Raw genomic sequence first — 12,521 nt, 5'->3', positions numbered from 1 at the left:
AAACATTTTCATTCGCGTCATAAGAGCATGTTTGGTTATTCTCTTTTACTTAACCTTCAGAAAAAAATTAAGTTTTTGGTTTTTTGACGCCATATTTAGAACGTGCCTGCTTACAATCTTTAACCCCTGAACAATCTAACGCCCCACGCACCGTATGATAACGTACACCAGGCAAATCTTTAACTCGACCTCCACGAATAAGAATGACAGAGTGTTCTTGTAAATTATGACCCTCACCTCCAATATAAGAAGTTACTTCAAACCCGTTTGTTAAGCGAACTCGACATACCTTACGCAAAGCGGAATTCGGTTTTTTAGGAGTAGTAGTATAGACTCGAGTACATACACCACGTTTCTGTGGACAACCTTCTAGTGCCGGAACATTACTTTTTACTGATTTTCTAACACGTGGTTTACGAACTAACTGATTAATTGTTGACATAACAAAACTCCTGGACTTTAAATATTCTTTTCTTTTTTTCTTGACATCTAGGTAATAAGAAAATGTAAGTGATATTAGAAAACAACATTTTAGATTCAAGTCCAAAAAGAGTCAAGAAATAACCAATGTTACTATGATTTACCAAAAAAACCTTAATAATATTTACCAACATATTTGCTGTGGATTCTCTAATGTAAGCATCACAAAATAAGTATAACTAATGATTTCAACTTGAGAGGACACTTGATTCATTAAACCACGAGCTAACAGATCGACTCTTAATGCATGTATATAGGCTGAGGTATTAATCAATATGGACAGAGCTTTAGTTCCTGCCAATGCAAAAATTACTCCATCCTCAAGTAACAACACATGGTCACCCACTGCTATTAAACGTCGTATAGCAAGTACATCACAACGAAATGGTGACATCGTTAATGTATGTAGCATAATCTTCTAGGTTTAAAAAGTAATAAGTCGATGATAATCATTTAACTTTAGACGCAGTGCCGATGAAGATAGTACATCAGCGCCCAATACATTTGGAGCGTCGATAACCACACCGCGTTCAACTAATGCGTCTGAGCATATGTAAAATCTCTTGATCTCATATAAGGAAAGTAAACTAAAAGTAGAAATATAGTTACGTGCTAAAATCAAATCTGGTTTTTGATTAGTAGTTAATTGCAATACACCATCACTCACAAAAAATAAAGCAATGTTGTCACTAAAAGACAATAATGCCAATATTGCATCTAAACCTTCACGTCCAAGACTAGATCCATGTGGACCTCGTGTAAAAATAAAAGCAATGGACTTCATTAAAATTGTACCACTCGATCACAATTCAATAGTGCTTCAGCTAGTTCCCCCAAACCACTTAACCTAAAACCAGAAGCTAAATTAGACGATAATAAATGCAAGTTCTCTGCCTCTTGTTGACCACAGACGCCTCGACGCAATGCTGCCGAAATACAAACATTTAATATAACACCATGTTGTTTAGATAATTTCTGCCAATAACGAGTCAGATGAACTTCATCATTGCTTGGACAATTCAACACACTAGCGTTTAAAACGCCCTCACAATAAAAAAAAATACTAGTAATTGTATGTAACTGCTCTATTAACTCACTAGCAAATAACCACGCTGTACTAGATCGTTGGGTCCCATAAGCAGGTCCAGTTACCATAAGACAAAAACGCATGAGCTATATTTTGTGTACCTGTCTTGATGTCTAAACATAGTTATAAAATTAAATATTATTTTTTCTATCTTTGGTTAAAAATAGTTACTGTATTACCTGATAAGTTGAACTCTAATATAAAATATAATATCCTAATTTTTTATATAATTGAATAACTTTATTTATTGGGTATAAATATAATTATTTAGGCTTCTATCTCTAATATCTAAAATATTTTAATACATAATTCATTACCCGCCCAAAGCTTGATTTTTAAAAAAATTCCTAGCAGTTACGACGTCATTTTTAATTTGATTTTTTAGCTCATTAATTGAATCAAAACGCTGTTCAGCACGTATTTTACGTAACATAACAACCTCTAAATATTTACCGTAAATATCCAAAGAAAAATCAAAAAGATAAATTTCTAACTGTTGAGCGCCAAGGTTAAAAGTTGGACGAACCCCAATATTTGCGATACCAGGTAATATCCTGGAATCATATCCTTGTACATGAACAATATATACACCTGCAAGAGGCAAAACTACTCGAGATAAAGACAAGTTTGCAGTGGGGAATCCAATTACTCGCCCTAAGGCATCACCATGAATTACTCGACCAGATATACTGAATGGCCTACCTAATAATCTCTGAGCTAACTCAAAATTATCTTCAGATAACGCGTGGCGTATTGCTGTACTACTGATACGATTTTCCGAATCACACAAAGCTTTAAAATTTATAATATCAAAACCATAATGAATACTTGCTTCCTTTAATAAAGGAAAATCACCAGAACGATGAATACCAAATTGAAAATCACTGCCTACTATAAGTAACTGTATATTCAACTTCTTTACTAAAATCTCAGAAATAAAATTTTGCGGACTATAAGAACTAAAATCATGATTAAATCGAATACAAAGGACCCAGTCCACACCAGACCGCGCAAGAAGACGCACCTTCTCATGAAGTCTTGTTAAACGCGCAGGGGCATGTTTATTAGAAAAAAACTCAAGTGGATGAGGCTCAAAAATCATAACCATGACTGACGTATTACGTTGCAAACCTTCTTCATATAACTTTGCCAATAATTTCTGATGGCCACGATGCACACCATCAAAATTTCCGACAGTCAATACGCAACCTTGATGATATTTTCGAAGATTGTGTATTCCGCGTATTAACTGCATAAATTTCTCAAATTATTTAGCAAATAAATGTTCAAAACAAATAATAATCAAATCCTTTTCTAAAATATACTAAACATCTATTTATTATTGATCTTACTATAAACAAGATGTTTCTTTTCAGATCAACAATTGATTGCAATAATATTAAATCATGCACTAATGTCTAATTTAGTGAATAGCTAAACATATTTTATATTTATATAATGTACTCCATAACCATGTTATAAGATTATAGTATAAAACCGACTAAAATATAATATAAAAAATAGATCTATCATCCATTTAAAATTGTATATTATAAATTCTAATAACATATTTTGTTACTAAATCATTACAATTGATGTAGATTTTCAGATAAATATTTAGCAATACCGTCAGAAGACGGTGTAATGGTATCTTTTCCTTTTTCCCACTGTGCTGGACACACTTCCCCATGAACTTCATGGAACTGTAATGCATCAATCATCCGCAACATTTCATTAATATTACGTCCAAATGGTAGATCATTAACTACTTGATGACGCACTATACCAAACTGATCGATAAGAAAAGACCCACGTAATGCGATACCAGCATCTGGATGCTCAATACCCCAAGATTTCTGAATCTCACGTTTAATATCAGAAACCATTATATACTGGACTGAACCTATTCCTCCTTTATGAATTGGAGTGTTACGCCACGCTTTATGCACAAATACCGAATCTAAAGAGATACCAATTACTTCTGCACCACGATTTTGAAACTCTGCGTATCTCTTGTCAAAAGCGATTAATTCTGACGGACATACAAAGGTAAAATCCATAGGCCAAAAAAATAGAACACTAGTTTTTCCAGAAGTAAAGTCTAAAAAGTTAAACTTCTCTATAATTTCGCCACTTCCAAGAACAGCAGAAGCTGTAAAATCAGGGGCAATGCGACTAACTAATACCATGTTAACTCCTAAAATCACCTAAAATTCTTAAAAATAAAATATTTATAATAACATTTTAAATAAGAGACTTAATAAAATCTCAAAATCTGACTAACAGGGAACGTTGGATCTAATCATTAATCATCAGATCACTATACTTTTAGATATTAAAAAAATCAATACCTTTCTCTAATTCACTTTTCATACAATCTAAAAAAGATTTGATAATTAATTTAAACCTCTCTTAACATATCGATATGCTATAATCACAAGTTAACTAATCAAAAAACATAACTTAAATGAATAGATATTAATACAAATAATTATATAAAAATTTATTTTAAAAATAATGAAACTCGAACTTTAATAGTATCTAAATATTAGAGATACAAAATATCCTATAAAATTTTTATGACATATTTATGTAATATAGATATCGTGTTCAAGTATAATAGCCTAAACAGAAAATATGTATTTAACACGGATTTTTTTAAATAAATATAAAGAACCCTGATCTATTTAAATTATTAGTATCATAAAATTAATCGAAAAACCCTATATTCATAGGTAAAGCCCTGTTAATTAACAGTGACCTACTGATACATACAAAGAACTTTAATTATAAATTTATTATGATATTATCTATTATTAATATCACAATATCTGATTATATTTCTTTGCAAAAAATAAATCACATTTATTCCATTTATATCAATTAATAGAGTAAATATCATATTTCAAGAGTAGACAATTATAAAACTGATTTTGAGAGGGGAAAATAAATATTTTCTGATTTCATTCTCGCTAACACAATACACCTGAGGAAATGACATCTCAATATAACCTGTTTAAAACTACCTTAGAACTAGGAGCCGATAGGAATTTTAGAGAAAAAATAGTGACTGGGGTTTTACTAAAATAGCAATACTGAAAACTAATGTTACTCTTTACTTTCACCTTAATTAAAAAGAATAATTATTAAAAACTTTATATGCCTTAGAATTTATGGCTTGAAAAATCCTACATCTAAATCTCGAATACCACCAGACTGAATTCCAAGATGGAAAGGTCTTTGTGTAAAAAAATAATTAATCAATTTTTACAAAGTAAAAATCTTGATAAAAAATAAAAAATTTCTTAACTTAAAAAGAGCATATCACAACTCAAAAAAATAAAAAAACTAATAATTATCTTTGGTGAATCTTAAGACACAAATCTCCTATTCACCTTCTTCATACATTCTTACACAAAATAAAAGAACTTATAATCAATTTCATACTATATATTTAATATTAACAACTTTAATCAAAACATTATATAGATAGTATAGATTAAATCTAATAATACATATTTATGTAATTATGTACATATGTAGTTAGTATGAGGTAAATAAAACAAATCACTTATATCTAACAGTGTTATGTTGGATAATATAACAATCATAATCATTTAATATACAATTATAGTCAAGTTTATATTATACTAATAAATTCGAATTATGTGGTTTAGACTAAAGTTTCTATTTAGATAGCAATCATATTGCTCTTTCCTTCAACTAATTGAATAACGAAAGAACGAATATGACTGATCTCTCATATCATTCCTATCTCTAATTAAAACTAACAATCGAAGAAAAATTAACTATTTTCCATAAAACCTTTATGATCCATATCATCTGACTCATAAGAACAATATAACTATAAATAGACATCACGAATAGACACTACTCTTTAATTGAAAATCTCTTACAGAAACAAAAATTATTATCTATATTCATAAGATATTCTACTTTTACTGTGCGCCAAAAAATAAAAAACATAGAAACAATTAAGTTAAACTATCATCTTTTCTTATTTCAAATACAAGTAAATATTTGATGAAAAGAGTATTAATTATCATATTAATTAAATGTATTAACTCCTGATATCAACTAATAACATAAGTCAAACATCCTTGTGCATATCTCATAAATCTTTAACTAATAAACACTTCAATAAGAACAACTTTGTTATCTCATAAAATCTATTAAGATTAGTGAAATAAAATAATAATGATCATGATTTAATGCATGAAAAAGAAAATGGTTAATAACCTTAAAACTCCGACTTCTACCATGAAACAAATATTTCTATTATCTCATATCTTTTTATCATAAGTAAACAGTATATTTTGATATAAATTAACAATCCAACATGTATTATTATTTATATATTTAAATCTTCACATGTATAGACTTTAATATTTTAAATATATATGTTATAAAAATAGTATTTTACTGATAGTTCAGACATTAAAGTCAAAAAATACTATTAATAAATAACCGTGCAGACTGTATAGTTTTCTAAAGTTTAGACTCAAGATACAATATTCAATTATATATTAGTGCTATGAATAAGTCATAAATATTATTAATATTAATAAATAAAATAATTAAGAATGTGATATTTATCATCTAAAAATAATAAAAACTATGTTAACTTTTTAACTCTCTGAGAATGGAATATTTACACTTTAAAGACATAATATCAAACTAATATGATAATGCATAAAAAGATATGTTACTCTTAAATTTGCAATTTCAGAAACATATGTTTTAAACTTAATATTTATACTTTAAATAAATAATGCATCACATAAAATAACCATTCATTTCTAATCAAGAAAGAACATATATATTCTAATATTATTTTATTTCGAAACCATTAAGTATAACGTGTAATCTGAACTAATAATATTCTATGATTATCGGATATAACCGTATCTGTATCTAGTCTTAAATATCATACTAGATACTCTCAAAAAGTAAATAAGAAAAATCTTCTTTTGTGATCATCTATAATAAACTACTATAAACTCTTGTAAAAAATCTACCCAAATAGGTTGTTGAATGATTTAATTTAATTACGAAAATAAAATAATAATTATTATTACTTAACTATAACTGATACCTACATTCATAAAATAAAACTATATTGTACTAATAGCTACAATCAGGAACTTAATCATGCCAAAAATTCGCGTTGAAAAAGACTCCATGGGCACTATGGAGATATCTGAAGACCAACTTTGGGGCGCCCAAACACAACGTTCATTATCATACTTTAGAATCTCTACAGAAAAAATGCCTCTAGAATTCATATATGCGTTAGCGCTTATTAAACGTGCGGCAGCTAAAGTCAATGCAGATATAGGCGTGCTTTCACTTGATATAGCATATGCAATAATAAAAGCAACTGATGAAATACTTAGTAATAAACATTGGAATCAGTTTCCACTATCAATCTGGCAGACGGGATCTGGAACACAAACTAATATGAATATGAATGAAGTATTAGCTAATCGCTCTAGCGAAATTTTAGGAGGGGAGAGGGGTATGTCGCGATTAGTTCATCCACATGATCATGTCAATCATAGTCAGAGCTCTAATGATGTATTTCCGTCTGCCATGCATGTTGCAGCAATAATAGCCCTACATGAAAAACTAATTCCTTCTCTTACAGCTCTTAAAAATACACTTTATCATAAATCAGTAGATTTTAAATCTATCATAAAAATTGGACGAACTCACTTACAAGATGCCACACCATTGACTCTAGGACAAGAATTCTCAGGATGGGTAGCAATGTTAAAACACAATCTTGAACATATTATAAAAAGCATTCCTCATCTCTCGGAACTTGCTATAGGAGGCACGGCTGTTGGAAATGGTTTAAACACTCACCCAGAATATGCTGTAAATGTTTCTAAAGAGCTATCTGTACTCACTGGAATAAAATTTATTACTGCAGTGAATAAATTTGAAGCTCTAGCAACCTGTGATGCATTAGTCCATGCACATGGAGCACTAAAAGGACTAGCAGTCTCTTTGATGAAAATTAGTAATGATGTACGATTACTTGCCTCCGGGCCACGCTGCGGAATTGGTGAATTAACAATTCCTGAAAATGAACCAGGTAGTTCTATTATGCCAGGAAAGGTTAATCCAACTCAGTGCGAGGCATTAACAATGATTTGTTGCCAGGTTATGGGTAATGATGTAGCTATCAATATAGGAGGGGCATCTGGAAACTTGGAGTTAAATGTTTATCGACCTATGGTTATCTATAATTTTTTACAATCTGCACGTCTTTTATCTGACGGTATGAATAGCTTTAATAAACACTGCGCGAAAGGAATTAAGCCAAATTATACCCGTATTACACAATTATTAAATGAGTCATTAATGTTAGTAACTGCACTAAATACACATATTGGATATGATAAATCAGCAGATATATCTAATACAGCACATAAAGAAGGATTAAAACTAAAAGAAGCTGCAATAAAACTTGGTTATCTTACTTCAGAAGAATTTGACAACTGGGTGCAACCTAAAAAAATGATTGGAACCATAGATATAGAAGATTAAACCTTCTAGGTCAAAAATAAAAATTTTAACATATCAAATGTTTATATAATAGTTTTTACCTTTTATTCTACTGTTACTGATTTTGCTAGATTTCTTGGTTGATCTACATTATTTCCTTTAAGTAGAGCTATATGATAACTAAGTAACTGCAGAGGTACAGTATAGGAAATTGGTGTAATAATCGTTTCAACATATGGTAAAGAAATAATATGCATTCTCTCAATATTAAAAACACAAAATTGAGCATTGGTAAAAATATATAATGAACCACCTCGAGCACGCACTTCTTCTATATTTGATTTTATTTTTTCTAAAAGATCATTATCTGGTGCAACAACGATCACTGGCATATTGTCATCAATCAAAGCAAGCGGACCATGTTTTAATTCTCCAGCAGCATATGCTTCCGCATGAATATAAGAGATCTCTTTTAGTTTTAGAGCCCCCTCCATTGCAATCGGATATTGCGTTCCCCTACCAAGAAATAAAGCATTCTCTTTATTAATAAAATCTTTCGCCAAATCAGCCATAAAATCATTTTGCAATAACATTTGATCAATGCGATAAGGTAACATTTTCAATGCCTCGACAATATTCCTTTCAATCTCAGGCTTCATGCCTTTCAAATAACTAATTTTTGCAAGCAACATTAACAAAATAGTCAATTGAGATGTAAAAGACTTAGTCGATGCAACACCAATTTCTGGACCTGCTTGAGTCATAAGAACTAAATCGGATTCACGCACTAAAGAAGAGCCAGGTACATTACAAATTGCTAAAGATCCTAAATAGCTCATCGTCTTAGAAAGACGCAGTGCGGCTAGGGTATCAGCAGTTTCTCCAGATTGAGAAAGGGTTATTAAAAAGCTATTATGTCTTACCACGGGTTGTCGATAACGAAATTCAGAAGCAATTTCAACATCACAGGGTACTTGAATCAATGATTCAAACCAATATCTTGCTACCATGCCTGCATTATATGAAGTACCACAAGCGACAATCTGGATATGTTTTAAATTTTTTAATAAAATTTCATTTTTTGACCCTAACTCAGACAAATCAACTTTATTATTTTTTAGGCAACCTTTTAACCTTTTTTTAATTACTGTTGACTGCTCATAAATTTCTTTCTGCATATAGTGATGATACACTCCTTTATTTACCGAGTCATGTCGTATGTTAGATAATATTTCAGGGCGCTGAACACTATTACCACAACGATCAAAAATCATAATACTAGATGATGTAATTTGTGCTATATCACCCTCTTCTAAATAAATCAATCGACGTGTTACTGGAAGCAATGCTATAGGATCAGATCCTATAAAGTTTTCACCAACACTACAACCAATAACCAATGGACTGCCAGAACGTGCTGCAATTAATCTATCTGGCATACGTCTATCTAAAATAACCATTCCGTATGTTCCACGAAGACGCGGAAGAACACGCTGTACTACCTCAAGGAATGACCCACCTTTTTTCCCTTCCCAATCAACTAAATGCGCCACTACTTCTGTATCAGTTTCTGACGAACATATATAACCACATGCTCTTAGTTGTTTATATATAGACTGATAATTTTCAATAATACCATTATGGACTATACTAATATCAGACGATATATGTGGATGAGCATTAATTTCTGACGGTTTTCCATGCGTAGCCCAACGCGTATGTGCAATACCTATCTTACCTGATAAAATAGTATTTTCTACCGCATCAGCTAAATTCTGAACCCCTCCAAGACGACGAAGACGAATTACCTGTCCATAAATATCCACAATAGCTAAACCTGAAGAATCATAACCCCGATATTCCAAACGTCGTAATCCATCAAGTAAAATCTCTACAATATTACGATACGAAATTGCACCAATAATTCCACACATAACAATCATTTTCCTGGTATAATGGTCAATAGGGTGTCAGAGTTATGTTCTGATTTTACAGCATCTAGTAGATTGTCTATCATTGCAGCAGCCCAACAGTTAGTTATGGCATTCATCTTCTTGTTATACGATGTATAGATAAGAAAACATGAACTCATCCTTAATTTTTCTTTTTTTCTTTTTTCCAATTGACATTAAATATTTGTTCTTTTCGGTTATATACTAACCCGTTATCAGGAACATCTTTTATAATGGTGCTACCAGCAGCAATAGTCACTCCAGTTCCAATATGAACTGGAGCAATAAGCTGAGTACCTGAACCAACAAAAGCATCATCACCAATAACAGTCTTAGATTTATTTATACCATCATAATTACAGGTAATAGTACCTGCTCCGATATTCACATTAACACCAATCTCTGCATCTCCAAGATAACTCAAATGTGCTGATTTAGACCCGGAACCAAGTATGGTATTTTTCATTTCCACAAAACTACCTACATGAGAACCTGTCGATAATTTACTACCTGGACGTAAATTAGCAAATGGACCCACTCTGGACCATGGCTCTAACTGCGCGCCATCAAGTACACTATAAGGATTAATAACACTATCATCAGAAATGAAACTATTTTTTATTACGCAACCAGTTCCAATTTTAACTCGATTACCAATGATAACAGTGCCTTCAATAATTACATTAGTATCAATCATAACATCACGACCATGCTCTAATATACCACGTAAATCAAAACGAGTCAGGTCTTGCAACATGCCGCCTTCTAAAAGAAATTTTTCTGCTAATTCTACTTGGTAAATACGCTCTAAATTAGAAAGTTGAAGACGGTTATTTACACCAGTGATTTCAGTTAGGCGTTCTGGATGTACTGTTTTAATAGAACAACCAGAATCATGCGCAATAGCTATGATATCAGTAATATAATATTCACTCTTTGCCTTTTTATAAGTTAATTGACTTAACCAGCGCTTAATGTCTGATCCATTAGCAAGAAAAATTCCACTATTAACTTCATTGATAACTAATTGCTGTAGTGTAGCGTCTTTGTGTTCGACAATACCTATGACTTTTCCATGGCGACGAATGATTCGTCCATAACCATCTGGATTATCAAGTTGTACTGTTAAAAGAGCTATACCACCAGGTGGTTTTGCTTTCCGTAAACGACGTAGCGTATTACCTGAAATTAAAGGAACATCGCCATACAATATCAAAATTTCTTCATTATCATTAAAATAAGGTATAGCTTGCTGTATAGCATGACCCGTTCCTAACTGCTCTTTTTGTAAAATCCAGTTTAAAGAATCGTCATTGATGGCCATTTTAAGAAGATTACCAGCATGTCCATATACAAGATTAATACATCTGGCATTTATTTCTTTAGACACATCTATTACATATTGTACCATAGGTTTACCTGCTAGTAAGTGCAATACCTTTGGCAAATCTGAATGCATACGAGTACCTTTACCAGCAGCAAGGATTACTACGCTCATTAAACGATTTTCCATAAACATCCTAACTAATCATTACATCCATTGCATAAGAACATGCATGTGTCATATAGAATAATATTCTAGAAACTACTATTACTTGGTTTCAATGTGTTTCCTAATCTTCTTCTTAACGAAGAATTTTATATTTAATAATACATGACTATCTTATATATTTCAGATTCTTTTCGAAAATAAAGAATACAACCCATTTAAGTAATGTAAATATTGATGTCATTCACTCATCTTATATACTATTATAGTAATTTAAATAACAACCTAATTCGTAATGTTTCAAAAATTGAATGATAACGCATTCAACTACTAAAAAATATAATTGAATCTCTACATTTAGTACTAGATGTGTAAAGATAACAATCTTAGGCCTGTTTATCTGTTAAAAAACAGAGATAGTAAGATTTCTGTTTCACTATACAAAGAAAGTAAATATTATATTTCTCTATAAAATATAGTGTTCTTTTAATTAATTATGATCCATTTAACTCATTAATCTATTTGATACGCACCTAATAGATACCTTTACAATTACCTAGTATAGCCTACAATCTTAGTTTGCATTATAATAACTTTAATAAACCTCTTTAATTCAAATCATCAATTTATACCTTGTTATTTTTGAAAATTAAACTATAAAATCTTATTTGTTTCTAAAAAAAGTTTTGAGATAAAGTCAGCTTACTAATAGACGATTTTATCTTGCTTTTTTTTTCAAATTAATATAACAATCAATAAAAATATTTGTATTTCAAAAATCTTTAAATATTAATTTTAATAAATAATTATGGTTTGATAATGCATATTAATTCATGATATGCTTCATTATAATCATAAGAATCATGATTCTAAAAAATAGAAAGTTCTAATTATATAAATAAAAAGAAATTATATGACAAACCACAATTCTTCTCCCTGGATTAAGAAGGGCTTTGCCATCATTAATTTATACGATTAT

9 protein-coding genes are annotated in these 12,521 nt (G+C 30.7%); 1 reads left to right on the top strand and 8 read right to left on the bottom strand.

Going from position 1 to position 12,521, the window contains the following annotated elements:
• Window positions 1-67 precede the first annotated feature (67 nt).
• From rpsL to HACICURT3053_RS01205, 6 genes are all read right to left on the bottom strand, one after another.
• Entirely contained in the window at window positions 68-442 is a 375-nt protein-coding gene (rpsL, locus tag HACICURT3053_RS01230) for a 30S ribosomal protein S12 (RefSeq protein WP_157991942.1), read from the bottom strand.
• Window positions 443-604: 162 nt separating this feature from the next.
• Window positions 605-892: a sulfurtransferase complex subunit TusB gene (gene tusB, locus HACICURT3053_RS01225; protein WP_157991941.1), complete on the bottom strand. Its 288-nt coding sequence runs from the start codon at window positions 890-892 to the stop codon at window positions 605-607.
• A gap of 12 nt (window positions 893-904) precedes the next feature.
• Window positions 905-1,264 (bottom strand): sulfurtransferase complex subunit TusC, encoded by a 360-nt coding sequence (gene tusC / locus HACICURT3053_RS01220; RefSeq protein ID WP_157991940.1) that lies wholly within the window; start codon window positions 1,262-1,264, stop codon window positions 905-907.
• Window positions 1,264-1,650 (bottom strand): sulfurtransferase complex subunit TusD, encoded by a 387-nt coding sequence (tusD, locus tag HACICURT3053_RS01215; RefSeq protein WP_157991939.1) that lies wholly within the window; start codon window positions 1,648-1,650, stop codon window positions 1,264-1,266. The genes tusC and tusD overlap by 1 nt, the downstream gene beginning before the upstream one ends.
• A gap of 230 nt (window positions 1,651-1,880) precedes the next feature.
• The gene (gene ribF, locus HACICURT3053_RS01210; protein WP_157991938.1) at window positions 1,881-2,822 is read right to left on the bottom strand and encodes a bifunctional riboflavin kinase/FAD synthetase; all 942 of its coding nucleotides are present in this window, start codon (window positions 2,820-2,822) and stop codon (window positions 1,881-1,883) included.
• A gap of 331 nt (window positions 2,823-3,153) precedes the next feature.
• Window positions 3,154-3,756, bottom strand: a complete 603-nt coding sequence (locus tag HACICURT3053_RS01205; protein ID WP_157991937.1) for a peroxiredoxin C — start codon at window positions 3,754-3,756, stop codon at window positions 3,154-3,156.
• 2,983 nt (window positions 3,757-6,739) lie between these two features.
• Here HACICURT3053_RS01205 and fumC point away from each other — a divergent pair.
• Window positions 6,740-8,143, top strand: coding sequence for a class II fumarate hydratase (fumC, locus tag HACICURT3053_RS01200; RefSeq protein ID WP_157991936.1), 1,404 nt, complete (start codon window positions 6,740-6,742; stop codon window positions 8,141-8,143).
• Between the two features lie 62 nt (window positions 8,144-8,205).
• Here the strand turns inward: fumC and glmS are convergent, their stop codons facing one another.
• Together glmS and glmU are read right to left on the bottom strand one after the other, a co-directional pair.
• The gene (gene glmS, locus HACICURT3053_RS01195; protein ID WP_157991935.1) at window positions 8,206-10,035 is read right to left on the bottom strand and encodes a glutamine--fructose-6-phosphate transaminase (isomerizing); all 1,830 of its coding nucleotides are present in this window, start codon (window positions 10,033-10,035) and stop codon (window positions 8,206-8,208) included.
• 160 nt (window positions 10,036-10,195) lie between these two features.
• Entirely contained in the window at window positions 10,196-11,566 is a 1,371-nt protein-coding gene (gene glmU, locus HACICURT3053_RS01190) for a bifunctional UDP-N-acetylglucosamine diphosphorylase/glucosamine-1-phosphate N-acetyltransferase GlmU (protein WP_157991934.1), read from the bottom strand.
• Window positions 11,567-12,521: the final 955 nt, after the last annotated feature.

Origin of the sequence: Candidatus Erwinia haradaeae (assembly GCF_900698855.1) — a bacterium.
GTDB lineage: Bacteria > Pseudomonadota > Gammaproteobacteria > Enterobacterales > Enterobacteriaceae > Erwinia_E > Erwinia_E haradaeae_F.
Note: the sequence above shows the minus strand (reverse complement) of the source record. Positions and strands in the feature narration are given on the sequence as shown.

Excerpts from the sequence above, each read along its gene's own strand:
- glmU (WP_157991934.1), bottom strand. The coding sequence starts at position 11,566 with ATGGAAAATCGTTTAATGAGCGTAGTAATCCTTGCTGCTGGTAAAGGT.
- fumC (WP_157991936.1), top strand. The coding sequence starts at position 6,740 with ATGCCAAAAATTCGCGTTGAAAAAGACTCCATGGGCACTATGGAGATA.
- tusC (WP_157991940.1), bottom strand. The coding sequence starts at position 1,264 with ATGAAGTCCATTGCTTTTATTTTTACACGAGGTCCACATGGATCTAGT.
- tusD (WP_157991939.1), bottom strand. The coding sequence starts at position 1,650 with ATGCGTTTTTGTCTTATGGTAACTGGACCTGCTTATGGGACCCAACGA.
- HACICURT3053_RS01205 (WP_157991937.1), bottom strand. The coding sequence starts at position 3,756 with ATGGTATTAGTTAGTCGCATTGCCCCTGATTTTACAGCTTCTGCTGTT.
- ribF (WP_157991938.1), bottom strand. The coding sequence starts at position 2,822 with ATGCAGTTAATACGCGGAATACACAATCTTCGAAAATATCATCAAGGT.
- rpsL (WP_157991942.1), bottom strand. The coding sequence starts at position 442 with ATGTCAACAATTAATCAGTTAGTTCGTAAACCACGTGTTAGAAAATCA.
- glmS (WP_157991935.1), bottom strand. The coding sequence starts at position 10,035 with ATGTGTGGAATTATTGGTGCAATTTCGTATCGTAATATTGTAGAGATT.
- tusB (WP_157991941.1), bottom strand. The coding sequence starts at position 892 with ATGCTACATACATTAACGATGTCACCATTTCGTTGTGATGTACTTGCT.